The 26331-nt window shown below is 60.9% G+C and carries 25 protein-coding genes; 7 read left to right on the top strand and 18 right to left on the bottom strand.

Features of this window, described 5'->3' with window-relative positions; translation table 11 throughout:
* Positions 1-55: 55 nt before the first annotated feature.
* From GGI60_RS18500 to GGI60_RS18485, 4 genes are all read right to left on the bottom strand, one after another.
* A complete protein-coding gene (locus GGI60_RS18500; RefSeq protein WP_011427211.1) occupies positions 56-628 on the bottom strand; it encodes a CarD family transcriptional regulator in 573 nt (190 codons plus the stop codon).
* A 393-nt stretch (positions 629-1021) separates the two neighbouring features.
* The gene (fdxA, locus tag GGI60_RS18495) at positions 1022-1360 is read right to left on the bottom strand and encodes a ferredoxin FdxA (protein ID WP_183917542.1); all 339 of its coding nucleotides are present in this window, start codon (positions 1358-1360) and stop codon (positions 1022-1024) included.
* A 194-nt stretch (positions 1361-1554) separates the two neighbouring features.
* A complete protein-coding gene (locus GGI60_RS18490) occupies positions 1555-1959 on the bottom strand; it encodes an RNA-binding S4 domain-containing protein (protein WP_183917540.1) in 405 nt (134 codons plus the stop codon).
* A 2-nt stretch (positions 1960-1961) separates the two neighbouring features.
* Complete coding sequence (locus GGI60_RS18485; RefSeq protein ID WP_183917537.1) at positions 1962-5141, bottom strand: helicase-related protein; 3180 nt, start codon at positions 5139-5141, stop codon at positions 1962-1964.
* Positions 5142-5948: 807 nt separating this feature from the next.
* Between GGI60_RS18485 and GGI60_RS18480 the strand changes: the two genes are divergently transcribed.
* Positions 5949-6104, top strand: a complete 156-nt coding sequence (locus GGI60_RS18480; protein ID WP_003543790.1) for a DUF3309 family protein — start codon at positions 5949-5951, stop codon at positions 6102-6104.
* Positions 6105-6130: 26 nt separating this feature from the next.
* Positions 6131-6391 (top strand): YMGG-like glycine zipper-containing protein, encoded by a 261-nt coding sequence (locus GGI60_RS18475; protein WP_009991900.1) that lies wholly within the window; start codon positions 6131-6133, stop codon positions 6389-6391.
* 157 nt (positions 6392-6548) lie between these two features.
* Here GGI60_RS18475 and GGI60_RS18470 read toward each other — a convergent pair whose 3' ends face one another.
* Together GGI60_RS18470 and GGI60_RS18465 are read right to left on the bottom strand one after the other, a co-directional pair.
* Positions 6549-7274, bottom strand: a complete 726-nt coding sequence (locus tag GGI60_RS18470) for a beta-ketoacyl-ACP reductase (RefSeq protein WP_038691952.1) — start codon at positions 7272-7274, stop codon at positions 6549-6551.
* 71 nt (positions 7275-7345) lie between these two features.
* Complete coding sequence (locus GGI60_RS18465) at positions 7346-8527, bottom strand: acetyl-CoA C-acetyltransferase (RefSeq protein WP_183917535.1); 1182 nt, start codon at positions 8525-8527, stop codon at positions 7346-7348.
* 238 nt (positions 8528-8765) lie between these two features.
* On the opposite strand from GGI60_RS18465, the gene phaR reads away from it, so the two are divergent.
* Positions 8766-9341: a polyhydroxyalkanoate synthesis repressor PhaR gene (gene phaR, locus GGI60_RS18460; RefSeq protein ID WP_183934845.1), complete on the top strand. Its 576-nt coding sequence runs from the start codon at positions 8766-8768 to the stop codon at positions 9339-9341.
* Here the strand turns inward: phaR and GGI60_RS18455 are convergent.
* The 5 genes from GGI60_RS18455 to mtgA form a co-directional block, all read right to left on the bottom strand.
* Positions 9336-9743 (bottom strand): hypothetical protein, encoded by a 408-nt coding sequence (locus tag GGI60_RS18455; protein WP_183840209.1) that lies wholly within the window; start codon positions 9741-9743, stop codon positions 9336-9338. The genes phaR and GGI60_RS18455 overlap by 6 nt on opposite strands.
* 147 nt (positions 9744-9890) lie before the next feature.
* Positions 9891-10076 carry a 50S ribosomal protein L32 gene (gene rpmF, locus GGI60_RS18450; RefSeq protein WP_003543812.1) on the bottom strand — a complete coding sequence of 62 codons (186 nt, stop codon included), beginning with the start codon at positions 10074-10076 and terminating at the stop codon, positions 9891-9893.
* 155 nt (positions 10077-10231) lie between these two features.
* Positions 10232-10879, bottom strand: coding sequence for a glutathione S-transferase family protein (locus GGI60_RS18445; RefSeq protein ID WP_183917533.1), 648 nt, complete (start codon positions 10877-10879; stop codon positions 10232-10234).
* 13 nt (positions 10880-10892) lie between these two features.
* Entirely contained in the window at positions 10893-11615 is a 723-nt protein-coding gene (locus GGI60_RS18440) for a DUF1868 domain-containing protein (protein ID WP_183917531.1), read from the bottom strand.
* Between the two features lie 96 nt (positions 11616-11711).
* The gene (gene mtgA, locus GGI60_RS18435; protein ID WP_183917529.1) at positions 11712-12449 is read right to left on the bottom strand and encodes a monofunctional biosynthetic peptidoglycan transglycosylase; all 738 of its coding nucleotides are present in this window, start codon (positions 12447-12449) and stop codon (positions 11712-11714) included.
* Positions 12450-12586: 137 nt separating this feature from the next.
* Here mtgA and GGI60_RS18430 point away from each other — a divergent pair, with 137 nt between their 5' ends.
* Positions 12587-13501, top strand: coding sequence for a polyprenyl synthetase family protein (locus GGI60_RS18430; RefSeq protein ID WP_183917527.1), 915 nt, complete (start codon positions 12587-12589; stop codon positions 13499-13501).
* A 112-nt stretch (positions 13502-13613) separates the two neighbouring features.
* Here GGI60_RS18430 and hisC read toward each other — a convergent pair whose 3' ends face one another.
* The 4 genes from hisC to GGI60_RS18410 all read right to left on the bottom strand — a co-directional run bounded on the left by hisC (position 13614) and on the right by GGI60_RS18410 (position 18176).
* Complete coding sequence (hisC, locus tag GGI60_RS18425; protein ID WP_183917525.1) at positions 13614-14675, bottom strand: histidinol-phosphate transaminase; 1062 nt, start codon at positions 14673-14675, stop codon at positions 13614-13616.
* A gap of 16 nt (positions 14676-14691) precedes the next feature.
* Positions 14692-15942: a flavodoxin-dependent (E)-4-hydroxy-3-methylbut-2-enyl-diphosphate synthase gene (ispG, locus tag GGI60_RS18420; protein WP_183917523.1), complete on the bottom strand. Its 1251-nt coding sequence runs from the start codon at positions 15940-15942 to the stop codon at positions 14692-14694.
* A gap of 200 nt (positions 15943-16142) precedes the next feature.
* On the bottom strand, positions 16143-17336 hold the full coding sequence (locus GGI60_RS18415) for an MFS transporter (RefSeq protein ID WP_183917521.1): 1194 nt from the start codon (positions 17334-17336) through the stop codon (positions 16143-16145).
* A 63-nt stretch (positions 17337-17399) separates the two neighbouring features.
* Positions 17400-18176, bottom strand: a complete 777-nt coding sequence (locus tag GGI60_RS18410) for a DeoR/GlpR family DNA-binding transcription regulator (RefSeq protein WP_183917519.1) — start codon at positions 18174-18176, stop codon at positions 17400-17402.
* Positions 18177-18455: 279 nt separating this feature from the next.
* Here GGI60_RS18410 and GGI60_RS18405 point away from each other — a divergent pair, with 279 nt between their 5' ends.
* The 3 genes from GGI60_RS18405 to GGI60_RS18395 all read left to right on the top strand — a co-directional run bounded on the left by GGI60_RS18405 (position 18456) and on the right by GGI60_RS18395 (position 20888).
* On the top strand, positions 18456-19229 hold the full coding sequence (locus tag GGI60_RS18405) for an amino acid ABC transporter substrate-binding protein (protein WP_183917517.1): 774 nt from the start codon (positions 18456-18458) through the stop codon (positions 19227-19229).
* 220 nt (positions 19230-19449) lie between these two features.
* Positions 19450-20130 carry an amino acid ABC transporter permease gene (locus tag GGI60_RS18400; RefSeq protein ID WP_183917515.1) on the top strand — a complete coding sequence of 227 codons (681 nt, stop codon included), beginning with the start codon at positions 19450-19452 and terminating at the stop codon, positions 20128-20130.
* Positions 20127-20888 carry an amino acid ABC transporter ATP-binding protein gene (locus GGI60_RS18395; protein WP_183917513.1) on the top strand — a complete coding sequence of 254 codons (762 nt, stop codon included), beginning with the start codon at positions 20127-20129 and terminating at the stop codon, positions 20886-20888. Before GGI60_RS18400 ends, GGI60_RS18395 begins: the two co-directional genes overlap by 4 nt.
* A gap of 41 nt (positions 20889-20929) precedes the next feature.
* Here GGI60_RS18395 and GGI60_RS18390 read toward each other — a convergent pair whose 3' ends face one another.
* The 3 genes from GGI60_RS18390 to GGI60_RS18380 all read right to left on the bottom strand — a co-directional run bounded on the left by GGI60_RS18390 (position 20930) and on the right by GGI60_RS18380 (position 26074).
* Positions 20930-21502, bottom strand: a complete 573-nt coding sequence (locus GGI60_RS18390; protein ID WP_183917512.1) for an NADPH-dependent FMN reductase — start codon at positions 21500-21502, stop codon at positions 20930-20932.
* A gap of 186 nt (positions 21503-21688) precedes the next feature.
* On the bottom strand, positions 21689-25153 hold the full coding sequence (pyc, locus tag GGI60_RS18385; protein ID WP_183917510.1) for a pyruvate carboxylase: 3465 nt from the start codon (positions 25151-25153) through the stop codon (positions 21689-21691).
* A 174-nt stretch (positions 25154-25327) separates the two neighbouring features.
* Positions 25328-26074: a LuxR family transcriptional regulator gene (locus GGI60_RS18380; RefSeq protein WP_183917508.1), complete on the bottom strand. Its 747-nt coding sequence runs from the start codon at positions 26072-26074 to the stop codon at positions 25328-25330.
* Between the last annotated feature and the right edge of the window lie 257 nt (positions 26075-26331).

The raw sequence follows: 26331 nt of genomic DNA, 5'->3' as shown, positions 1-26331 counted from the left end.
CCAATAAAAAAACCCGGCTCGATGGCCGGGTTTTTTTAGGAAAAAGAAAGTCGCGTCATGCGGCTTCGTCCTGCGAGTCGTCTTCTTCGATGGCCTTGCCGCGCTTCGGACCCTTGTTGAGATTGGTCTCGACGAGGCGCACGGCCTCCGTTTCCGACATCTTGTTGACAGCGGCGATCTCGCGCGCCATGCGATCGAGCGCAGCCTCGTAGAGCTGGCGCTCGGAATAGGACTGCTCGGGCTGATTCTCCGCACGATAGAGATCACGCACGACTTCAGCGATGGAAATCAGATCACCGGAATTGATCTTGGCATCATATTCCTGGGCGCGGCGGGACCACATGGTGCGCTTAACGCGCGCCTTGCCCTGCACGACCTTCAATGCACGATCGACGAAATCCGTTTCCGAAAGCTTGCGCATGCCGATGCTCATAGCCTTGGCGACCGGAACCTTCAGGCGCATCTTGTCCTTTTCGAAATCGATAACGAAAAGTTCGAGCTTCATGCCGGCAACTTCTTGCTCTTCAATAGCGGTGATGGTACCGACGCCGTGAGCGGGGTAGACGATCGATTCACCGGTCTTGAAGCCGTGACGTGCTGTAGAAGGTTTTTTCTGCTGAGTCGTCATTCTATCCAAAAACTCCCTGTTACGCTTCCGGCGGCGGCCGGAGCCGGGTCAGTCAGGCCCGGTTGAGACGGTTGCATCCGTCGGGTGACTTCACTCTGGTCCCATCAGGCAAAAGCAAGGACTTCTTGCGCGCGATCTGGGGGATCCCACGCTCAAAGCGTTGATATGTCACGGAAACCGCGTACGGATTGGTTTTGCTTTCGTGATGGTTTTGGGCATGCGTCATGCCACAAATGGAACAGTAGGCGAAACCTATCATAAAAATATGAGGAAATCAATAATTTGGTTCGCCTGAGTCATGCGGGCAACACACACCACCCATATGCGACACGCAGGATTTAAAACGTTTCATCGAGTAAACGCCCAAATCCGGCGGTCGATCGGCCAGCCGTGCTAATCGCCGGCGCCGGGTTTTTCGGAGAAATACTTCTCGAATTTTCCGGTCTGGCCGTCCATCTCCTTGGCCTCCGGCAGCGGATCCTTCTTGACCGTGATATTCGGCCAGATACTGGCATATTCGGTGTTGATCTTCAGCCACTTGTCGAGGCCCGGCTCGGTATCCGGCTTGATCGCCTCGGCGGGACACTCGGGTTCGCAGACGCCGCAATCGATGCATTCGTCGGGATGGATGACGAGGAAATTCTCGCCTTCATAGAAGCAGTCGACGGGGCAGACTTCTACGCAATCGGTGTATTTGCACTTGATGCAATTGTCGGTCACGACATAGGTCATGAAGAACTCCAGGACTTCCATGCGGATGGGGCCGGGCAACCTGGAACGTCGCGCCTATCCCCGTGCCGGACGAAAAGCGTGGACAGGCTTGGGAGGCAAGCACGCTTCCGGCAGATTGTCAGTGACCTATCGGCTTTATCGCCGGAATTCAAGGATAAACGATCTGCAAAAGCCGCCGCCGCAGACAGAGTTTTCTAATCCTCGTCCGACATCAGCCTGTCAATTGCGCGTCTTTCCTTTTTAGTCGGACGGCCGGTCCCGGTCGCCCGGATCGCCTGCTCGTAGGGGGTGAGGCGTTTTGCCTCATCTGGCGGCGGGGATTGGTCATCATAGAGGAGGCGGGCCTCCTCATAGGGACCCCGCCGCTCCCCGGCGAGGCGTACGATGAGAACGATGTCACGCCGTTCCAGCGTCAATTCGATGCGGTCGCCCGGCTTGACCATCTGACTCGGATGGCTGCAACGCTCGCCGTTGATGCGCACGTGCCCCGACTGGACATGGCTCTGCGCCAGCGAACGCGACTTCACCATGCGCGTGAAGAACAGCCACTTGTCGATGCGCTGGCGCGAACCGCTTGTCGGCTGTGTCTCCCCGCCCATGACTACTTCTTCATCTGTTCCTTGAGAGCTGCGAGCTTGGCGAAGGGAGAATCCGGATCGATCGGCTTCTCCTTGCGCGGCGGCTTGGCCTCGAAGCGCAGCGGCTGGGCTCCGCGATTGTTGTTGCGGTCGTTACGGTCATTGCGATCATTGCGATCGCCGCGATCCTGCCGGTCGCCGCGCGGCTGGTCCTTGCGCTCGCCGCCCCTTGCCTGCTGCGGCCGGCCATCGCGACCGCCGTCCTTGCCGCGGTTGTTGCGGTTGTTGTCGCGTCCGTCGCCGCGATTGCCCTCGCCGCCTTCACCGCCGCCCGGACGGCGATTGCGCTCGCCGCGGTCCTGGTTCTGGCCGCGATCGTGGCCCTGGCCACCGCGGCGTTCGCCATGACCACGCGCCTGGCGATGATTATCATTGCGGCCGCCGAGGCGCCACAGAAGAACCGGCTTCGGTTCCGCCGGTTCGCCAGCCTCCCCGATAGCAACGGTCGCATCGCCGGCAGCCGAAGCCTCCGCCGAGGCGGATGTTTCGGCCGCAGGGGTGCTTTGGAGTGCTTCTGCCGCGGGCGCGTCGGCTGCGGCCGAGGCCGCCGGAGGCTCGGAAGCAGCCTCTTCCGCCACCGCGTCGGCGTCGTCATGATCGGCCTTTTCCACCGTCTCGTCCGCGGAGGTTTCCGCAGCGGCGGCAGGCGCCGAAGCGGCGTCCTGCGCGGCAAGATGAGCTGAGGCCTCTTCCGCCTTCACGGCATCGGCGCGATAGCCGAGACCCTTGAGGATTTCTTCCATGTCCTCGAGCGTCGCGCCGAGGATCGACAGCATCGCCGTCGTCGTCATGAAGCGGCGGCCGTCATAGGCGCCCTCCGGACGGTTGTTCTGACCGGGCTTCCACTGCAGCAGCGGACGGATGATGTCGGCAAGCCGCTCAAGAATGTCGATGCGCACGGCGCGCTTGCCGAGGAAACGGAAGCCGGCGAGCTTGTAGAACATCCGCTCGTAGCTCGGATCGGTCACGACGGAGGTACGGCCGGCGGCCAGCACGGGAATGAGGTCACCGTAACCCGGCTTGTCGAGACCGTCGTTCTTCAACGCCCAGAGCAGCGTGATCAATTCGGCCGGCGCCGGCTTCAGCAGTGCCGGCACGAAGATGTGATAAGCGCCGAAACGCACGCCGTAGCGGCGCATGGAGGCGCGGGCCTCCTGATCCAGCGACTTCACCTCCTCGGTCACATCGCGACGGAAGAGCACGCCGAGATTTTCGACGAGCTGGAAGGCCAGCCCCTTGGCCAGCCCCTGCAGGTCCTCAGCGCGCGACAGATCGTCGAGCGGCTTCAGCACCGTGCTGATGTGGTGATTGACGAAGCGCTCGATGCGGGCGGCGACGTGATCGCGGGCATTGCCCGTCAACTGTTCGTCGGCCAGCAGGATCACCCGCGGGCGCATGACGTGATCGCTGCCCGAAAGCCGCGCCACCGGGTCGCCGAGCCAGCGGATCAACCCGTCCGAGCCGATCGCCAGATCGCTATTGCCGGCGGCATGCATCCGCGCCGCTCTGGCTTCGAATTCGAGCGCGAGCGCCTTCTGTGACGCAGCCTGAACCGCCTTGGCATCCGGTCCGTCCGTTCCCGCCACCGGCGTGAAACGGAATCCGCTTAACTGCCCTACATGATGTCCTTCAACGAAGACATCGCCATTCACACTGATTTCAGCTTCCAGCATCGCATTCTCTCTCAGGCGCTTCATGAGCACAGATGTCCTGCGATCAACAAAGCGTTTCGTCAACCTTTCATGTAACGCATCGGACAATCGATCTTCGATTTCCCGCGTCTTTTCCTGCCAATGTGTCGGATCAGCCAGCCAACCGGGCCGATTCGAAACATAGGTCCAGGTCCTTATCTGCGCGATTCGCGCCGAAAGCGTGTCAATTTCCCCATCTGTCCGGTCCGAGCGATGAACCTGTTCCGCCAGAAACTGCTCGTTCACCGTGCCATAGCGGACGAGATCGGAAAAGAGGGTCGAGATAAGATCGGCATGTTGTGCCGGAGTGATACGCCGGTAGTCGGGAAGTGCGCAAGCCTCCCAGAGTTTTTCGACGCGGGCCGGCCGATCGGCGAGATCGATGACCTCCGGATAGCGCGAAAGCTGTTCCAGCGCCTGTTGGTCGACCGCGGGCAGTGCTCGCGTCAGCCCTGCCACGCGCGGTCCCGCCTCGAGGCTGGCGCGCAGCGCGTTGATCGAGGAGAAGTCCATCTCGGTCGTGCGCCATTGCAAAACCTTGACGTTGTCGAATTCGTGACCCTCGATGCGCTGCACAAGCTCTTCGTCGAAGGGCGAGACCTGGCCGGTGACGCCGAAGGTTCCGTCGCGCACATGCCGCCCGGCGCGGCCGGCTATCTGGCCGAGTTCACCCGGATTGAGGTTGCGGAACTGGTACCCGTCGAATTTTCGGTCCTGGGCGAAGGCAACGTGATCGACATCGAGGTTCAGTCCCATGCCGATCGCATCGGTCGCCACCAGATATTCGACGTCGCCCGCCTGGTAAAGCGCCACCTGCGCATTGCGGGTGCGCGGGCTGAGCGCCCCCAGCACGACAGCCGCGCCGCCGCGCTGCCGGCGGATGAGCTCGGCGATGGCATAGACCTCGTCGGCCGAAAAGGCGACGATTGCGGAGCGCTGAGGCAGCCGGGTGATCTTTTTCTGTCCGGCGTAGAAAAGGTGCGAAAGCCGCGGCCGCTCGACGATGGTAATACCGGGCAGGAGCTGCTGCAGGATCGGCCGCATCGTTGCCGCGCCGAGTAGTAGCGTTTCCTCGCGACCGCGCAGATGCAGGATTCGGTCGGTGAAGATATGGCCGCGCTCGAGATCGCCGGCAAGCTGCACCTCGTCGATCGCGACAAAGGCGGCCTTGGTCTCACGCGGCATCGCTTCGACGGTACAGACCGAAAAACGTGCATTGACGGGCGAAATCTTTTCCTCACCGGTGACCAGCGCCACGTTCTGTACACCGACCTTCTCCACCACCCGCGTATAGACCTCGCGCGCCAGCAGCCGGAGCGGAAGGCCGATCACACCGGTCCCGTGTGCGACCATGCGCTCGATAGCATAATGGGTCTTGCCGGTATTGGTTGGTCCGAGCATCGCGGTCACACCGCGCCCGCTCAGAATCATCGGCTGCGAAGTCAGAGTCATCGTCCATGCAATTGAGGCAGGCGGCCCCAGGAAAACTGTCGCCTCGCGACGGAGGCACAGAACACATGGACAGCTATCGCCGCAAACGCAAGGGCAGATTTTAAAATGCTTCCGCAATTACGACCTTTGCGAGTCATCGGGAGCGCCCGCATTTCAGATTCGGAACAGCCTGAGAACGAATCAGCGACGAATCGCTGACTCCCGCTGATTCAGCTTTTGTTCACGGCTAAGTATTGATTTTGAATCACTTTTTCCTACTAGATGCTGAATCGCGAGAGTCTGTCCCTTCGCATTTCCGTCGCCTTGCCGGCGGTCTGTCGCGCGCTTTTTGCCGGTCGAAAATTCCACCCCACATTAATTTCTCGACCAAATCCGGAACGAAGCGGAGACGAATCGCCGACCCAACCGCTTTCACCTTTCGTTCACGGCAAGATCTGGTGGCGCCGCCGCCACCCGCCGCTAGATGCAGGCAGGCGACAGATCCTCGCATCTGATGCTTCGGACAGGCGTTAACCTTTCGACGACGAAATTCACACAGTCTAAGCCCGGGAAACCGCTTGTGCGATCGGTCGATCAAAAACGGAACGAATCACCGACGAATCGGCGACATAGCGACTTTTCCGCTTTGTTCGCCGCAACATATTGTATTTAAACATCTTTTTAATCATATTGACAATTTACCGGGGAACACGGATCGCAAACCATGAATCTCCTCGCAGCACAATTCGCGCGCTCAACCGGGAACAAAAATCGCCAATGCGTGTTTCTTGTCCATTCAGATTGCGGATGAAATGAAGGAAACACACCATGCTTGGCACGATACTTCTCGTTATCCTCATTCTGCTCTTGATCGGAGCCTTGCCGAATTGGGGTTATAGCCGTGGCTGGGGCTATGGACCTTCCGGCGGTTTGGGGCTAGTTCTCGTCATTATCATTATCCTTGTACTAATGGGCCGCATCTAAAGCCCGACAACCTGGGGAGTTACGACATGATGAAGAAGATTGTTCTCATTGGCGCGCTCGTGGGCGCTCTCGCATCCTGCACGGCGACCGAGCAGGGCACGGCGATCGGCGCCGGTACCGGTGCGGTTATCGGCGGCGCCGTCACCAATAGCTGGGGTGGTGCCGCTGTCGGCGCCGTTGCCGGCGGTCTGACCGGCGCTCTGATCGGCCAGTCGGTTGAACGCCGCGGCTACTGCATCTATCGCGACCGCTACGGCCGCCGCTACGAGGCCCGTTGCCGCTACTGATCGAGCAACGCATATCGGACTTCCCAACGGGCGCTTCGGCGCCCGTTTTTCTTTGCTCGCCGTGGCCGTCAGCGCCAACGGTGGCATGCCGGGACAGAAAAGGAGCGCATCCAGCCGGATGCGCTCCCCTTTTCGACCCACGTGATCGGAGAATGGGCTAGACGAAGAACTGCCCGCCATTGGCCGTCAGCGTCGAACCGGTGATGAAGCCGGCATCATCGGAGACGAGGAAGGTGACGCAACGGGCAATCTCTTCCGGCTCGCCGAGACGGCCGACGGGAATTTGGGGAATGATCCGTTCGTTCAGCACTTTCTCCGGCACGGCAAGCACCATTTCCGTGCCGATGTAACCGGGGCAGATGGCGTTGACCGTAATGTTTTTCGCCGCGCCTTCCTGCGCAAGCGCCTTGGTGAAACCGAGATCGCCGGCCTTGGCGGCCGAATAGTTCGCCTGGCCCATCTGGCCCTTCTGGCCGTTGATCGAGGAGATGTTGACGATGCGCCCGAAGCTGCGGTCGCGCATGCCGGTCCAGACCTGATGCGTCATGTTGAACAGGCCGGTGAGATTGGTATTGATCACCTCGTGCCACTGCTGCGGCGTCATCTTGTGGAACATTGCATCGCGGGTGATGCCGGCATTGTTGACGAGAATTTCGACCGGTCCAATCTCGCTTTCAACCGTGGCGATCCCTTCACCGCAGGCGGCGTAGTCCGAAACGTCCCACTTGAATACGGCAACGCCGGTGACCTCGTGGAAGGCTCTGGCCTTCTCGTCATTGCCGGCATAAGTCGCCGCAACCCTGTATCCGGCGTTTTTCAGCGCCATTGATATGGCCGCGCCGATGCCGCGTGTACCTCCGGTGACCAGAGCCACTCTACTCATGTTCCGCTCCCTTTGTATTTTCGCCCGCACGCAGCGGGATTTCAATCAATGACGGATCGTATCGTGTGCTATTAAAATGCCTCGAAACACATGGCGACGCCCATGCCGCCGCCGATGCAAAGCGTGGCCAGGCCCTTCTTCGCGCCGCGGCGCTTCATTTCGAACAACAGCGTGTTGAGAACACGCGCGCCGGAAGCGCCGATCGGATGGCCGATCGCAATCGCCCCGCCATTGACGTTGACGATGGCTGGATCCCATCCGAGATCCTTAGTGACGGCGCAGGCCTGCGCCGCAAAAGCCTCGTTGGCTTCGACGAGATCAAGATCGCCGACCGACCAGCCGGCCCTTTCCAGCGCCTTGCGGGACGCCGGGATCGGGCCGGTGCCCATGATCGAAGGATCGACCCCCGCCGTTGCCCAGGAAACGATGCGGGCGAGCGGCTGGATGCCGCGACGGACCGCTTCCGCTTCGCTCATCAGCAGCGCGGCGGCGGCGCCGTCGTTGAGACCGGAGGCATTTGCAGCCGTCACCGTGCCGTCCTTGTCGAAGGCCGGACGCAGCTTGCCCATCGCCTCCAGCGTGGCGCCGTGGCGGATATATTCGTCGGCATCGACGGTCACGTCGCCCTTACGCGTCTGGATGACATAAGGGATGATCTCATCGGCAAAGCGGCCGGCTTTCTGGGCGGCCTCCGCCTTGTTCTGCGAAGCGACGGCGAACTGATCCTGCTCGTCGCGCGAAAGCTGCCATTGGCGCGCAATATTCTCGGCAGTGATGCCCATGTGATAACCGTGGAAGGCATCGGTCAGGCCGTCCTTGATCATCGTGTCGACCATCTTCGCGTCGCCCATCTTGACGCCGCCGCGCAAATGCAAGGCATGCGGCGCCATCGACATGGATTCCTGGCCCCCGGCAACGATGATCCTGGCATCGCCGGTGGCGATCTGCTGCATGCCGAGCGCGACGGCGCGTAGGCCCGAGCCGCAGAGCTGGTTGACGCCCCAGGCCGTCGCTTCCTTGGGAATGCCGGCTTTGATTGCCGCCTGGCGGGCCGGGTTCTGGCCCTCGCCGGCGGCCAGCACCTGACCGAGGATCACCTCGTCGACTTCGCCGGCTTCGACGCCGGCGCGCGCGAGCGCACTCTTGATGACGGCCGCACCGAGTTCATGGGCGGGGACCGTTGCGAAAGCGCCGTTGAATGAACCGACTGCGGTTCGACCTGCGCTGGCGATGACGACGGATGAATTGCTCATGGGGAGGCTCCTCGTTTTTCGTCCCACTTACATTAGGGGAAACTGGCAAAGCTTTTAGCACAAGTCAAACGCGAAGACCGGCCGCCGGCATTTTTCGGCGGCGGCCCGCAAAGCCGATTCGTATGATCTGTTAAAGGTTTGCCGCATCGCACAAAGAGATTGTCACCGGCCTTCTTTTGCGTTTACAGTCTGAAGTGGAGGAACATCCATAAATCAGACGGGGGTTCAGGAGACTGATATGGCGAAGAATGAGGGTCAGATAGTCATCAAGAAATACGCCAATCGCCGCCTGTACAATACAGGCACCAGCACCTATGTGACGCTGGAAGATCTGGCGGAGATGGTGAATAAGGGCGAGGATTTTACCGTCCAGGATGCAAAAAGCGGAGATGACATCACCCATTCGGTGCTGACCCAGATCATCTTCGAACAGGAATCGAAGACCGGCAACACACTGCTCCCCATCTCCTTCCTGCGCCAGCTCATCACTTATTACGGCGACCAGATGCAGATGGTCGTGCCGAGCTTTCTCGAACATTCGATGCGCGCCTTTAGCGAACAGCAGGCGCAGATGCGTGAGCAGGTGAACCGCGCCTTTGGCGAAACGCCGCTCGGCAAGAATCTGCAATTGCCGATGCAGATGGTCGAGGACCAGGTTCGCCGCAATACGGAGCTGTTTCAGCAGGCAATGCAGATGTTCTCACCTTTCATGAACCCGCCGGCGGCCAAGGAAAGCCGCAAGGCCGAGGCCAAGGATATCGACGAGCTGAAGGAGCAGCTCCGCGCCCTTCAGAACAAGCTCGATAACCTATAAGCCGATCGAGACATCCCGCCCGGCGCTTCGGATCGAAACGGCAAAACCGCCGATCACATCGATCAGAGCGATCGTCATCAGTATGAAGAATACCTGCGTCGCAGCGTCCTGGACGAGCAGAAACTCGACCAGGAAGGCGATGAACACCAGCATCGACAAGATATGGTTGATGAGGTTGCCGGGGCCGGTTCTGGTTGCCTTCAGGATTTCGAAGAAGAGCACGACGAGCGCTATAACGATGAAGAGATCGCCGAGCGCCATGCTCCAGATCGCGCCCGAGAGCATCGACAGCACAATGATGTCGTGCTGCAGCGCTGCAATGCCGCCGTCGCCCATCAGGCCGAGCATCGCCAGATTGTAGAGAATAAACGGGATAATCATCAGCGGCATGGCGGCTATCATCGGCAATCTCTCCTTGGCGACCGGAAGAATACTGCCGTAAACCGTTGCTCCACTGCAAGCCATTGCAAATATTATATCGCCGAAACGCAAAAGGCCGGCGTGATGCCGGCCTTTGAAACTTTCGATCGGACAAGCCGGATCGGAAAATTATGCGCTTTCCTTCGGCGTCAGAACCTGGCGGCCACGATACATGCCGGTCTTCAGGTCGATGTGATGCGGGCGGCGCAGTTCGCCGGAATTCTTGTCTTCGACATAGGTCGGAGCCTTCAGCGCATCAGCGGAACGGCGCATGCCGCGCTTGGACGGGCTCGTTTTTCTCTTCGGTACAGCCATTTCTCTTACTCCACTTGCGGGCAAAACATTCCCACGGCCAGACTGGCGGCCGAAACGGACATGTCGCGATTTCGGAAATTTTGCGCGCTTATACATGCAAGGGGCGGCCTTGACCAGTCCCCATGAATATTTTTTGCGAGGCGACGATTCCTGCCTCAGACTTCGTCTTCCGCCACGATCCAACGTTCGGCGCGGGCCGCCTCCTCCCATTTGCGCCAGGCCGGATGCGCCTTCATCGTCGTCATATAGGCGAGCGTGTCGTCCCGATCGACGAGGTCATAAATGTCGAACCGGTTGACGACAGGCGCAAACATCGCATCCGCACCGCTGAAGGCACCGAAGAGAAACGGTCCTCCGGATTGCTGCAGGAGGTCGCGCCAGATCGTCTCGATACGGCTGATATCGGCGGCGACACCATCCGGCAAGACGATCCTGGCCTTCGGCCGGCGGATATTCATCGGGCAGGCGCCGCGCAGGGCCCGGAAGCTCGATAGCATTTCCATCGAAACCGAACGGGCGAGCGCCCGCGCAGCGCGATCCCTCGGCAGAAGGCCGGCTTCGGGATAAAGCTCGGCGGTATATTCGATGATCGCCAGCGATTCCCAGATCTTCAATGCGCCGTGCTGCAGGACCGGCACATTGCCGCTTGGCGAGATGGCCTTGATGTCGGGATTGCCGCCGGGATAGTCGAAGGGGATCAGGACCTCCTCGAAATCAACACCGGCGCCCGTCAGCGCCATCCACGGCCGGAACGACCAGGAGGAGTAATTCTTGTTGGCGATGTAGAGCGTCGGTCTGTCCATAGGCCTCTCCTATTCAGGCGTCGAAATCAAAGATCAGCAGTTCGTGGAAATGGTTCATGTCCTCGTAGACGCAGAATGCCGGCGGCATCAGCTCGAAAACAGGGATTTTACGACGAATATTCTCAACCACCTCGCCAAGCATCGCCTGCCAGCGCGGCAGGGCGTCGTCCTCCAGCCATTCGAGCGGATAGGCGAAGGTGATGTGGAACGTGTAGTCTGCATGGTTCGGTTGGCGATAGCCGAACAGATCGGCAAAGGCATCGCGCCAGGCGCGCATGATCCTCCGGTCCTTCTCCGTCGCGCCGTCGACCAGCAAGCCTGAAGGGCGGGCTCCGGTGACGGCGACCTTGAAAGGCTCGGCCATCGAAAAACCTTCGAGCCGAGCCGCCAGCAGCGCTGTCATTTCCTTGATTGGCGTCTCGAGAGGAAGATCGGCCGGCCAGCGATCCTGCCGGCGCATGGTCTCGATGATGCCGTCGAAGAGCGTCATGTGAAGGCTGGAGATCGGCGTGAAGAGGAATTGCGGCGCCTCCGGCATCGCAAGATATTTGTCCCGCGCCTCGATCAATGCCGTCAGCGTCCTTGAACGCTTCACCGGGTGGCAGACGATGGTGTTGCCGGCCTCCGGCAGGAAGCCGCCGACCTTGCGATAACGGCTGCCGAGATGGGCGGGCGGATTGGGATTGTGCCTCTTCGAATAAAGGAGAAGTTCGGGAGAAAAGATCGTGGCGGTCATGGGCGACTCAAGGGTTCTGGGTGGACTTCATTCGCCCATATGGCAGGACCAAGAATGTCAGATGACGCTTGCCGCTTCTAACGACAAGTTCTGACTTCACCCATAGATGCATTTGATATAATCGCCTGATCCCTGCGCGCGCCTTTCGATGACGCCGGCCAGCCGACGAAGGCCGCGTCCTGGTTTGCCGGCATTGCGGTCGATCGGGTTCGGCAGCGAGACGGCAAGCAGCGATGCCTGCCGCCGCGTCAGCTTCGAGGCAGGCACCTTGAAATGATGCTGGGCTGCCGCCTCGACGCCGTAGATACCGGGACCCCACTCGGCGATGTTGAGATAGATTTCCATCAGCCGCCGTTTCGACAGCACGAAATCCGTGGAGACGGCCAGCGGAAGCTCCATCGCTTTGCGCACGAAGGAGCGGCTGTTCCAGAGAAAGAGATTCTTGGCCGTCTGCATCGGGATGGTGCTGCCGCCGCGTGTTGCCTGGCCTTTCAGCGTATCCTCGACCAGCATGCGCATCTCGGCCCAATCGACGCCGCCATGAAAACAATATTGCCCGTCCTCGGACATCATCACCGACTGCACCAGGACCGGAGAGATCTCGTCCAGCGACACCCATCTGCGGTCATAACCACGCAACAGCACGAGATCGCGCAGCATCAGCGTCGAGACCGGGTGGATGAAGGGCAGCAGATACAAAAAGATCAGCACATAGGGAAGGACTACCAGCGCCAGCAGGGCAAGAACGACGCGCTTCAGCACAAGCCGATTTTCGAACCATCGCCGACGGGCCGGCATGTCGGCGATATCCTCTGTCTCCGGCGCTATATCCAAAACGTCCCCAGTCCACTTCGCTCCCCTGTCGTTCTCATAGCGCCTGTGAGGCGCTTATGCCAGAGCACATGGGAAATCTTGCGGCGGCCATCGACAATTCCGTTGCAAGCCCCCTTGCCCCATGCCAAACAGCGCCGATGGACGCGAACCGGGACACTTTCGAGACGAGGCTGAAGAACAACGCCCGCGAGATCGAGGCGCTGCTCGTCGCATTGCTGTCGCCGAAAGCCCTCTCCGACGAAATCGCCAGGCCCGAGACCCTGCGCAACGCCATGCACTATGCCGTGTTGAACGGCGGCAAGCGGCTGCGCCCATTCCTGGTTGTCGAAAGTGCCGCTCTTCTCGGCGGCGATGCGCAGGCCGCCCTTCGTATCGGCGCCGCGCTCGAATGCGTGCACTGTTATTCCCTCGTGCATGACGATCTGCCGGCCATGGACGATGACGACATGCGCCGCGGCAAACCGACGGTGCACATCAAGTTCGATGAAGCCACCGCGATCCTAGCCGGCGACAGCCTGCTGACCTACGCCTTCGACATTGTCGCAGCACCGGAAACGGCGCTTCCCGATGCCAGCAAGGCATCGCTGGTGCTGGCTCTTGCGCGCGCCGCCGGTCTCGGCGGCATGGCCGGCGGCCAGGCGCTCGATCTAGCGGCGGAAAAACAAGCTCCAGACGAGGCCGGCATCATCCGCCTGCAGGCGATGAAAACGGGCGCGCTGATCCGCTTCGGCTGCGAGGCCGGCGCCATCATCGCGGGAAGCCCGCAGGACGATCGCCGTCGCCTGCGCGCCTTCGGCGAAAAGATCGGCCTTGCCTTCCAGCTCGCCGACGACATTCTCGACCTGACCTCGGATGCTGCGACCATGGGCAAGGCGACTGGCAAGGATGCGGCCCGAGGCAAGGGAACGCTCGTGGCGCTGCACGACATGGAATGGGCCGAGACCGAGCTCCGACGGCATGTGGCCGACGCCGAAGCACTGCTGGCTCCCTACGGCGCCCGCGCATCGACCCTCATCGCCGCGGCGCATTTCATCGCCGATCGGAAGAACTAAAGCACGTCGCATCGCATTTGCTTCATGCCACGCGCTTTAGCTCCTTGTTTTGATGCATGTCGTTGTTCCGGAACCGCTGCACGCTTCCGGGCGACATGCATTAACTGGCGGATCAGGCCGACAATATTTCGTTGAGAGCGGACACCAGACGGGCGCATTCCTTATCCGTGCCGATGCTGATGCGCAGGAATTCCGAAATGCGCGGCTTGGCGAAATGCCGGACGAGAACACCACGCTCGCGCAGAGCCGCTTGAAGCGCGGCACCAGATCGACTTTCGTGCCTTGCAAAAACGAAATTCGCCTGAGACGGCAGCACCTCGAAATCCAATGCTTCGAGTTCCCGGACGAGAGCGTCCCGGCTGACGATGAGCTTCTTCCGGCACGTCTCGAACCAAGCCTCGTCCTTGATCGCCGCCGTTGCGGCGACCTGCGCCAGGCGATCGAGTGGATAGGAGTTGAAGCTGTCCTTGACGCGCACAAGCGCCTCGATCAGCTGCCGCTGCCCCAGCGCAAAACCGACGCGCAGACCCGCAAGCGAGCGGGATTTCGACAAGGTCTGGATGACAAGCAGATTGGGATATTTGGAAATGAGCGGGACAGCGCTTTCACACCCGAAATCGACATAGGCCTCGTCGATCGCCACGACCGCATCCGGATGGGCGGCGACAAGCGCCTCTATGTCGGCAAGCGGCAGGCCGATGCCGGTCGGCGCATTCGGATTGGGGATGAGGATCGCGCCGCACGGCCTCTCGTAATCCGACGGCCGGATCCGGAACCTGTCGTCGACAGGCACTTCGATCGTTTCAACGTCGTATAGCAGGCTATAGGCTGGATAGAACGGATAGCTGACATCCGGATAGAGAAGCGGCAGCTGGTGTTTCAGCAGCGCCTGAAACGTATGAGCGAGCACCTCGTCGGAGCCGTTGCCGACGAAGACTTCATCTGCTTCCAGACCGAAACGGGCGGCGATCGCCTCGCGCAATTCCGTCGCAGTCGGATCGGGATAGAGCCGCAAACGATCGTCCGCCGCTTGCCCAATCGCCTCGAGCGCCCTGGGAGACGGCCCGTAGGGATTCTCGTTGGTGTTAAGCTTGATCAGGCCGGGAATACGGGGCTGCTCCCCCGCGACATAGGGCCGAAGCTTGCTCACAATAGGCGACCAGTACCGGCTCATCCAAACACGCCGGTTTTCATTCCGCCGCCGTCCGCTGGCCGAAGCGCTTCTCGATATAATCGACGACAAGTGCTTCGAAATCAGCGGCGATATTGGGGCCGCGCAGCGTCAGCGCCTTCTTGCCGTCGATGAAAACGGGCGCGGCCGGCGTCTCGCCGGTGCCGGGAAGCGAAATGCCGATATCGGCGTGCTTGCTTTCGCCTGGTCCGTTGACGATGCAGCCCATGACGGCGACGTTCAGCGCCTCGACACCGGGATATTTCTCGCGCCAGACCGGCATGTTCTTGCGGATATCATTCTGGATGTTCTGGGCCAGTTCCTGGAACACCGTTGACGTCGTGCGTCCGCAGCCCGGACAGGCGGCAACGACAGGCACGAACTGGCGGAAGCCCATGACCTGCAGGATTTCCTGCGCCACTTGGACTTCACGCGTACGGTCGCCGTTCGGCTCCGGCGTCAACGATACGCGGATCGTATCGCCGATGCCATGCTGCAGCACGAAGCCCATCGCCGCCGACGAGGCGACGATGCCCTTGCTGCCCATGCCGGCTTCGGTGAGGCCGAGATGCAGCGCATGGTTGGAGCGCTCGGCGAGCATGGAATTGACGGCGATCAGATCCTGCACCTGGCTGACCTTGGCCGAGAGGATGATGCGGTTGCGAGGCAGGCCGATTTCCTCGGCAAGGGCGGCCGAAAGCAGCGCCGACTGCACGATAGCTTCGCGCGTCACCTGCCGGGCCGAGAGCGGCGAGCCGGCTCCAGCATTCTCATCCATCAGCGCCGTCAGCAGGTCCTGATCGAGCGAGCCCCAGTTGACGCCGATGCGCACCGGCTTGTCGTAGCGGATCGCCATCTCGATGATCTCGGCGAACTGCTTGTCCTTCTTGTCCTTGAAACCGACATTGCCGGGATTGATGCGGTATTTCGCCAGGGCCTCGGCGCAGGCCGGGTGATCGGCGAGCAGCTTGTGGCCGACATAGTGGAAGTCGCCGATCAGCGGCACGTCCATGCCGAGCCGCAGCAGCCGCTCGCGGATCTTCGGCACGGCAGCTGCACTCTCGTCGCGGTCGACGGTGATGCGGACCAGCTCCGAGCCCGCGCGGTGGAGGGCCGCGACCTGGGCGACGGTCGAATCGATATCGGCCGTATCGGTGTTCGTCATGGACTGCACGACGATCGGCGCACCGCCGCCGACGATGACGCCGCCGACATCGACGGCGACGGAAGCGCGGCGCGGTTTCGGATCAAAATCGGCGGCTGACAACATTGAAAGCTCTTGCACCCCTAAACATGTCGCGCAAAAGTGCGCAGCGGTTTTGCGATAACGACATGCGTAAAACAAAGATCTAAAGCGCGGCAAGCGAATCTGAAAAGATTGCGCAGCGCTTTAGAAATGGTGCCTTTCAGGTGGATCATGACCGCTTTCTTGTCAACCGCCCCCTATATCACTTTTGTTTTGGAGGCGGCTCAATGGCCGCCTCCGGAAACTCCGTCGGCATAATGGGCCAGCTTCGAAAACGCGAGAACGAACAGCAGCAGCACCGGCAGCGCTATAAAGACGACGGCAAAGCCGATATGTTCAGCAACGAAACCGATCAGCGACGGCGCGACGAGCATGCCGGAATAGCCCATCGTCGTGACGACGGAGATGCCGATGCCGGGTTTAAGGCCAGGAATATTGCCTGCCGCCGAGAAAGCGATCGGCACCATGTTTGATATGCCGATGCCGCAAAGGGCAAAACCCAGGATGGCGATCTCGGCGTCCGGCGCAAGGCCGGCAAGCAACATGCCGACGATGGCAAAGATCGTGCAGATGCGTAGCGTCTTGACGCCTCCGAGGCGATCGCGCACCAGATCGCCGGCAAAGCGCATGGTCGCCATGGTCGCCGAAAAGGCTGCGAAACCGAGACCTGAAAGGGCGACCGACGCATCCATTTCCTGCCGGAGGTAGAGCGCGCCCCAATCCAGAACCGCGCCTTCCGGCACCATGGAGAACAGCGCCATCAGGCCGAGCAGCCATGGCAGCGGTACCATCGGCAGTCTCGTCTTCTCCTTCTTGGCATCGGGATGGGGCGGATCCGCAAGAATCATCGGCCAGGCGACGGCAACGAAGATCGCCGCCAGCACGGTCGCCAGTTGGGCGTGGCCGAGAATGCCGAGCTTGGCGATCACGATGCCGCCGAGGCCGGAGCCGATCAAGCCGCCGAGGCTCCAGAAAGCGTGGCAGGACGACATGATGGCGCGGCGCATGGATTTTTCGACAGAGACTGCGTTGGCATTCATCGCCACATCCATGGCGCCGATGAAGCCGCCGAACAGGAAGAGCGAGATAGCCGCGGTGATCACGGTCGGGGCGAGCGTCAAAGCCAGGAGCAGCGGCAGCACGCAAACGGCGGTTGCCCGAACGACGACACGCGAGCCATGTTTGGCGATCTGCGCGCCGGCGATCGGCATCATGACCAGCGAACCGACACCGAAGACGATAATCATAAGCCCGAGCTCGAACTTGCTCAGCCCAAGACGCTCGGCAAAATCGGGTATCTTCGGCGCCCAGCAGCCGACGACGAAGCCGTTCATGAGAAAGAGCAGGGAAACCGCCGCCCTGCTTCTCGTAATGAAGCCGCTCCTGGCCCCCCGCGGTGCATTCACATGACTGTCCATCTCTCGGTCTTTCCTCGTTGCCGGGTTGCGCGCCCGGTTTCCCTAAACTCTATGACAGCGGTCTCAGTTCGTTTGCTCGGCGGTGACGGTCCTGCAGCCGCGCGCGCGGTAGGCGGCAAGGACGGCCGGGTCGGCATCGTGCTCGACAACCAGGCATTCGCAATGCGCCATGGGCAGGATGCTGTGGGGCGCAGCGGTGCCGAATTTCTCCGAGGTCACGGCCACAAGAACTCTTCTGCTTTTCGACGTGGCAAACCGTTTGAACTCGGCATCCTCGAAGCCGAACGCGGTGATGCCGGCCTCGAGATCCACGCCGCAGGCGCCGAGAATGCAGAGATCCGGCGATATCTGCTCCATATCGCGCAACGCCTTGGCGCCGAGCGCCCCGCCGGTCTGCCGATCCACCATGCCGCCGATCAGGATGACGTTGACGGCAGGCTTGTCGATGAGCACCGCGGCGATCGCCGGCGCATTGGTCGCAGCCGTCAGTTCGAGTTCGGCCGGCAAGGCATTGGCAATCGCCAGATTGGTGCTGCCGGCGTCGAAGAACACGGTCAGACCGGCGGTGATTTGTTTTGCCGCGGCCCGCGCCAGTGCCTGCTTCCGCTCGGCGGCAAGTCCGATGCGCTGCGTCAGGCTTCCATGCGCCGGCGCGACCGGCAAGGCGCCGCCATAGACCCGCTCGCAGAGTCCCGCCGCCGCCATCTCGCGAAGGTCGCGCCGCACCGTATCTTCGGAGACGCCGAATTCGAGCGCAAGTTCCGCCGCCAGCACGCGGCCGTTCAGCCGCAGCCTTTCGGAAATCACACCTTGACGCTCTCGCAACAGAAAATCATGCATGTTTCTACCGGATCGATAATTGAGTTATGTAAAACGTGCATAAACGCTTACGACCGTGCATGCAATACGCACGGCCACACGTTTTCTGACGTATTGAAATAAAACCCCGCCAAAAAAGCAAAAATGGTCTGGTTCCCAGGCAATTGGATGCCCGGTCAGCCGCTTGAGAAAAATATTTGCACTTGCTGCTTTTATTCGCAGTTTTCTTCGCTTCCGGCGCCCTAGTTTTCTGCAAACTATGCCGTATCCGATGACAACCTCCCAAGGATGGAAAAAACAATGAACTGGTTGAAAACCGTCGCCGCCGTTGCCCTCATTCAGGCTGCTGCCCTCCTGCCCGCCCATGCTGGCGAAAACCTTGCCGCCATCAAATCGGCCGGCGTCTTCAAGATCGGCACCGAGGGCACCTATGCGCCCTTCACCTATCATGACGAAAGCGGCAAGCTGGTCGGCTTCGACGTCGAGATCGGCGAAGCGGTCGCCGCAAAGCTCGGCGTCAAGGCTGAATTCGTCGAAGGCAAGTGGGATGGCCTGATCGCCGGCCTCGACGCCAAGCGCTACGACACCGTCATCAACCAGGTCGGCATCACCGAGGCCCGCAAGCAGAAGTATGATTTCTCCGAACCCTATATCGCTTCCAAGGCGGTGCTGATCGTCCGCGACGGCGACGACAGCATCAAGACCTTCGCCGATCTGAAGGGCAAGAAATCCGCCCAGTCGCTGACCAGCAATTTCGGCAAGCTCGCGACCGAAGCCGGCGCCGAACTCGTCGGCACCGACGGTTTCGACCAATCGATCCAGCTGGTGCTGACTAAGCGCGCCGATGCGACGATCAACGACAGTCTCTCCTTCCTCGATTTCAAGAAGCATAAGCCGGACGCGCCGGTGAAGATTGCCGCAGAGCAGGAAAATGCCGATTACTCCGGCATCATCATCCGCAAGGGCGAGCCGGAGCTGCTCGCCGAAATCAACAAGGCGCTCGCCGACATCAAAGCCGACGGTACGTACAAGAAGATCGCCGACAAATATTTCGGCCAGGACGTATCGAAGTAGGCTCGGGGAAAAAGTCCCCTCCCCAACCCTCCCCACAATCTCGCCACAAAGGGGAGGGGCTAACTTGCAGCATCCGCTTGCAGAAGGCAGCAGCCTTCCTGCGGATGAAACGAATAAGTGGAAAGCTTCGGGGAGCGGCATCCAAGCCCCGCCCCTTGTGGGGAGGGGTTGGGGAGGGGTATTCGAGATATCACCACCCAACTGACGAGAAGGAACGCCCTTGCAGCACTGGCTCCAATTGATGGCGGAATCGCTCCCTTCGCTCCTCTGGGCGGGGCTGATCTTCACCATCCCCCTCACGCTGCTGTCCTTCAGCTTCGGCCTGATCCTCGGCCTGATCACCGCGATCGCCCGCCTCTTCGGTCCCGCACCGGTCGCGATCGTCGCCCGTTTCTATGTCTGGGTCATCCGTGGCACGCCGCTGCTCGTACAGCTCTTCGTGATCTTCTACGGCCTGCCGAGCATCGGCATCCTGCTCGATGCCTTTCCGGCCGCCCTCATCGGCTTTACGTTGAATATCGGCGCTTACAGCTCCGAGATCATCCGCGCCGTCATCTCCTCCGTGCCCAAGGGCCAGTGGGAAGCGGCCTATTCAATTGGCATGAGCTGGCGTCAGGCGATGAGCCGCACGATCCTGCCGCAGGCCGGCCGCGTGGCCGTACCGCCGTTGTCGAATACCTTCATCTCGCTGGTGAAGGACACGTCGCTTGCCGCCGCCATCACCGTGCCGGAGCTTTTCCAGGCCGCGCAGCGCATCGTCGCCACCACCTATGAGCCGCTGATCCTCTATATCGAGGCGGCGCTGATCTATCTTGCCCTGAGCTCCGTGCTCTCGCAGCTGCAGGTGCGGCTGGAACGCCGCTTCGCGCGTTACGGCGGCATGCTGGAGGCAAACGCATGATCGAGCTTTCCAACATCGAAAAGCGCTTCGGCGACGCCATCATCCTGAAGGATATCAGCATTCGCATCCCGGAGGGCAGCGTCACCGCGCTGGTCGGACCCTCAGGCGGCGGCAAAAGCACGCTGCTGCGCTCTATCAACCTGCTCGAAATCCCGACATCAGGTGCAATCCGCCTCGGCGAGGCAGAGCTTTCCTTCGCGCCCGGCAAACGCGTCGGCTGGCAGGCGATTCAGAAAATCCGCCGTCAGACCGGCATGGTTTTCCAGAACTTCCAGCTATTCCCGCATCAAACCGCGATCGAAAATGTCATGGAAGGTCTGGTCACGGTGCTGAAATGGCCGAAGGAGAAAGCCCGCGAGCGCGCCGCGGAACTTTTAACCAAGGTGGGTATGGCGCACAAAGCCGATGCCTGGCCCTCGACATTATCGGGCGGCCAGCAACAGCGCGTGGCGATCGCCCGGGCGCTGGCGCCATCGCCGCGCGTGCTTCTGTGTGACGAGCCGACCTCGGCGCTCGATCCGGAACTCTCGGCGGAAGTGGTCGATGTGCTGGGCCAACTGGCCCGGGAGGGCACGACCATGGTGATGGCGACCCATGATCTGCGCCTCGCCTCCAAGATCGCCAATGACGTCGTCTTCCTGGAAGCTGGCAGTGTGGTAGAAACGGGCAGCGCCAGAGCGATCTTCACCGCTCCGGAGCGCGAACGCACCAAGCGGTTCATCTCGACGATCAACGCGGCGCATACCTACGATATTTAATACGGTGCCGGGCTCTCGCCCCGGCACCGCCGGCATTTCGATCAAGCGGCCGTGACGACGGTGCGCGCGGCCTTCAAGGCGTTGCCCCACCAGGTCAGCTGGTCGAGCATGTTCTTGGCGGCTTCGTTGAGATGCGCGTAGTCCCCAAGCTGCTTGCCCTCCTTGAGAACGGCAAGATATTCGCTGAAGGCAATGTGAACACCGGTCTTGACCGACGCTGCGCTCATTTCGACGAAGATCAGGCGAAGCTGCTCGACGGCCCGTGCACCGCCGACGCCGCCATAGCCGACGAAGCCGACCGGCTTCTGGAGGAACTCGCCGAGATCGATGGCGTTCTTCAGAACTGCCGTCGGCGCGTGATTGTACTCGGCGACGGTAAAAATAAACCCGTCGAATTCGCGCAGCTTCTTCTTCCAGCGTTCGGCGGCTTCGCTTTCCGCCGTCGTTGCGCGCTCTTCGCCGAAGAAATGCATGGGATAGTCGAGAAGATCGAGAACCTCACATTCGAGATCGGAGCGCTGGCCGACGAGCCCGGCGATCCACTTGGCCGGATGTTCGGCAAAACGGCCAATACGCGTGCTGCCGACGATGACGGCAATCTTCAATTTGTTCATGGAAAGGATTTCCTGGTTGTTCTTGGGACGGATAATACGACCTCAAGTCTATGAGAAAGCCTCCTCACCGGGCAAGGCGAGGAGGCGGTAAACGCGTCGAAAAATCAGCTTTCCGACAGCCCGATCACACACAATCAGGTGATTGGCCGAAGCGGCCGGCAAACTGAACAAGCCGCTCGGTAAGGTTCAACCGGCATAGACAACCAGCAGATCCTTGGCATCGATCTGGTCGCCGGCCTTGACGAGGATTTCGGCAATGGTTCCATCCTTTTCCGCATGGATGGCCGTTTCCATTTTCATAGCCTCGATGGAGACGAGCACGTCACCGGCGCTGACGGCCTGGCCGGACGAGGCGAAGACGCGGCTGATGACGCCGGGCATCGGCGCGCCGACATGGGCACCATTGCCGGGCTCGGCCTTGCGGCGCACGGCAGCACCCGTTGCTCCATGGGCCCGGTCCGGCACCTTGATGCGGCGCGGCTGGCCGTTGAGCTCGAAGAAGACGGTGACCATGCCCTGGCTGTCGGTGGCGCTCATCGCCTGATTGACGATGACGAGCGTCTTGCCCTTTTCGATATCGGCAAACAGCTCGTCGCCATCGGCCAGCCCGTAGAAATAGGCGGGCGTCGGCAGCACCGAGACCGGGCCATAGGTATCCGATGCGAGCGCAAAGTCGGTGAAGACCTTCGGATACATCAGGTAGGAGGCGAACTCGAAATCGCTGACCTGGCGCTCCAGCTTGGTCTCGATGACCTTGCGCTCGGCATTGAGATCGGCTTCCTTCAGCAGCGAGCCGGGACGCACCGTATAGGGCTTTTCGCCCTTCAGCGCCTTCTTCTGCAGCGCTGCCGGCCATCCCGACGGCGGCTGGCCGAGATCGCCCTTCAACATCGAGACCACCGATTCCGGGAAGGAGACTTCGCGCTCGGGGCTGACGACATCGGCGACTGTCAGGTCCTGGCTGACCATCATCAGCGCCATGTCGCCGACGACCTTGGAGGAGGGCGTCACCTTGACGATATCGCCGAACATCTGGTTGGCGTCGGCATAGGCCTGCGCCACTTGGTGCCAGCGGGTTTCCAGGCCCAGCGAGCGGGCCTGCTCCTTGAGGTTGGTAAACTGGCCACCCGGCATTTCGTGCAGATAGACTTCCGAGGCCGGCCCCTTGAGGTCGCTTTCGAAGGCGGCATATTGGTTGCGCACCGCTTCCCAATAGAAGGAGATGCGGCGGATCCATTCCGGATCGAGGCCCGGATCGCGCTCGGAGCCGGAAAGCGCCTCGACAATCGAGCCGAGACAGGGCTGCGAGGTGTTGCCGGAAAGCGCATCCATTGCCGCATCGACGGCATCGACACCGGCTTCGACCGCGGCAAGCACCGTCGCCGCCGCAATGCCGGAGGTGTCATGCGTGTGGAAATGGATCGGCAGGCCAGTCGCCTCGCGCAGCGCCTTGAACAGAACCTTGGCCGCCGCGGGCTTGAGCAGACCGGCCATGTCCTTGACGGCGATGATATGAGCGCCGGCCTTTTCGAGTTCGACCGCAAGATCGGTATAATATTTCAGGTCATATTTCGGGCGGGCGGAATTCAGGATATCGCCGGTATAGCAGATCGCCGCCTCGCAGAGCTTGTTCTCCTCGGCGATCGCATCCATCGACACCCGCATATTCTCGACCCAGTTCAGGCAGTCGAAGACGCGGAAGAGATCGATGCCGCCCCTGGCCGCCTGTCGGACGAAATATTTGACGACATTGTCGGGATAGTTGGTGTAGCCGACGCCATTGGCGCCGCGCAGCAGCATCTGCAAGAGCAGGTTCGGCGCGCCCTCGCGGATCAGCGCCAGCCGCTCCCACGGATCTTCGGTGAGGAAGCGCATCGAGACGTCGAAGGTCGCGCCGCCCCAGCATTCGAGCGACAAGAGGTTCGGCAGCGCATGCGCATAGGTGCCGGCGATGCGGGCGATATCATAGGTGCGCATGCGGGTGGCGAGCAGCGACTGGTGGCCGTCGCGCATCGTTGTATCGGTCAGAAGGACGCGCTTCTCGTTGCGCATCCATTCACCGAACTTCTTCGGGCCGAGCGTGTCGAGTAGCTGCTTGGTGCCGTCCTTGACGCCATTGCCGTTGGCGTAGGGCACCACGGGCTTGGCGGCGTTTTGCAGCGGCTTCGGCCTGTCCTTGGCCTCGGGATGGCCGTTGACAGTGACGTCGGCGAGATAGGTCAAGAGCTTCGTCGCGCGGTCCTGGCGCTTGACCTGCTGGAAGAGCTCCGGCGTCGTGTCGATGAAGCGGGTGGTATAGCTGTTGTCGCGGAATTTCGGGTGACTAATGATTGCTTCGAGGAAGGTCAGGTTGGTGGCCACCCCGCGGATGCGGAATTCGCGCAGTGCCCGGTCCATGCGGCTGATGGCTTCGGACGGGTTCGGCGCCCAGGCAGTCACCTTGACGAGCAGCGGATCGTAATAGCGGGTGATGATGGCGCCGGAATAGGAGGTGCCGCCGTCAAGGCGGATGCCGAAGCCGGAAGCGGAGCGATAGGCGGTGATACGGCCGTAATCCGGAATGAAGTTGTGCTCCGGATCTTCGGTGGTGATGCGGCACTGCAGCGCATGGCCGTTGAGACGGATGTCGGCCTGAGCGGGAACGCCCGATTCCGGCGTGCCGATCGCAGCACCGTCAAGGAAATGGATCTGCGCCTTGACGATATCGATGCCGGTGACGACTTCGGTCACCGTATGCTCGACCTGGATGCGCGGATTGACCTCGATGAAGTAGAATTTGCCGGTGTCGGCATCCATCAGATATTCGACGGTGCCGGCGCCGATATAGTTGGTCGCCGCCGCGATCTTCAGCGAATAGGCGGCGAGCTCCTGGCGCTGCGCCTCGGAAAGATAAGGGGCCGGCGCGCGCTCGACGACCTTCTGGTTGCGGCGCTGGATCGAGCAGTCGCGCTCGAAGAGATGCACGACATTGCCGTGCGTATCGCCGAGGATCTGGCTTTCGACATGGCGGGCGCGCTCGACCAGCTTTTCCAGATAGACCTCGTCCTTGCCGAAGGCGGCCATCGCCTCGCGCTTGGCCTCGGTCACCTCGCGGGCAAGATCCTTCGGATCGCGGATCGCGCGCATGCCGCGTCCGCCGCCGCCCCAGGAAGCCTTCAGCATGACGGGATAACCGATCTCTTCGGCCATCTTCGCCACTTCGGCCATATCGTCCGGCAACGGTTCGGTTGCCGGCACGACGGGCACGCCGACCGAGATCGCCAGATTGCGCGCCGCCACCTTGTTGCCGAGCTGGCGCATCGTATCGGCCTTCGGGCCGATGAAGATGATGCCGGCCTTGTTGCAGGCATCGACGAATTCGGGGCTTTCCGACAAGAGGCCGTAGCCGGGATGAATGGCGTCGGCGCCCGAAAGCTTGGCGACCCGGATCACCTCGTCGATCGACAGATAGCTTTCGATCGGGCCGAGATCGCGCGCAAGATGCGGGCCGCGCCCGACCTGATAACTCTCATCCGCCTTGAAGCGATGCAGCGCCAGCTTGTCCTCTTCCGCCCAGATCGCCACCGTTTTTATTCCAAGCTCGTTGGCCGCGCGGAACACGCGGATGGCTATTTCAGAGCGATTGGCAACGAGTATCTTGGAAATGGGCAAAACGGTCTCCTCCGTCGTTCAGACGCGGGCATGCTGCACCCGCGAAGAAAATTCTTAACTTCTTGTGACAGGAAGTTCAATTTCTCTTGCGACTGCGAAACGCAATTTCTCGCCATGCGAAGGCATGTCGACTGGCAGTATGCGGAGATTTTGGCGAAATGGATAAGGAAAAGCTCAGCTTATCAGGCCATGGCGGAAGGCAAGCGCCACCGCCTGTTGCCTGTTCTTCGCCTTTAGCTTGTTCTGCAGGCCGTTCATATACCAATCGACAGTGTGGTTCGAGATCTTCAGCATCTTGCTGATCTCCATCGACGTCATGCCTTCGGCGAGATAGTGCAGGATTTCCATCTCGCGCCGCGTCAGCGGCGTCTCAGACGGCAGCACCGTCTCCAGCGCCTCGGCCTCGCCTGTCAGCTCGAGCAAGCGCCAAAAGGTCTTGCGTGCCACGGCCTCGAGCAAGGCGATCTCCACCGGCGACAATTCGATCGGTCTGCCGCCGAGACTGAGGCTTCCCAGAATGCCGTTGCGCCCGTGGATCGGAAAGAGATAGCCGTCCTCCAATCCGTGGCCGAAGGCATCGACCATCATCTGCTCCATGCGGCGCCTATGTGCATCGCCGTTGAACGCCGCCATACTCTCCCGCCAGCGGAACGGCCGTTGCGCATGGGTGAGATAGCGCACCATCGGATCGATCCGGACATATTTTTTCGCGGCATATATCTGCAGCCATTGTTCCGGCCAGCGGCCGGCGAGCGGCGCGGCCCGCAGCTCCTGCTGCGCCGGAGTTTGCAAATGGCGCAGCAGACCGTAATACTCGAAGCCGGAAAGGTGGAGGACCTGCTCGAGCTCGGCGATGACGGCATCCGGATCGGGGCACTCTTCCAAAATGACAAGCAATTGAATTAACGAATTAATAGTCACAAAAACGCCCCTGTCCGGACCCCAAGTCCGCATCGAGGCCGTTGGCGGCATTCACACCTTGGTCGCGGAACGGTCTTCTTCAAAAACTGCAGTCTCTAATTTATTGCTGTGCTAAAACATTTATTAAAATGCAAGCGCAAATTGTTTCGGCATATAAGCTGCCCGCAATTCCCGCGCCAGACCCTGATAAAGAAAAATGTGAGGGCTCGTCACCCGATCTGCTCTATGCTGTTGATGCCGCTTCGGATTAGCCGCAA

The organism is Rhizobium lentis (assembly GCF_014200175.1).
In the GTDB taxonomy this organism is placed as follows: domain Bacteria; phylum Pseudomonadota; class Alphaproteobacteria; order Rhizobiales; family Rhizobiaceae; genus Rhizobium; species Rhizobium mulingense.
This window is presented reverse-complemented; position numbering and strand designations above follow the sequence as displayed.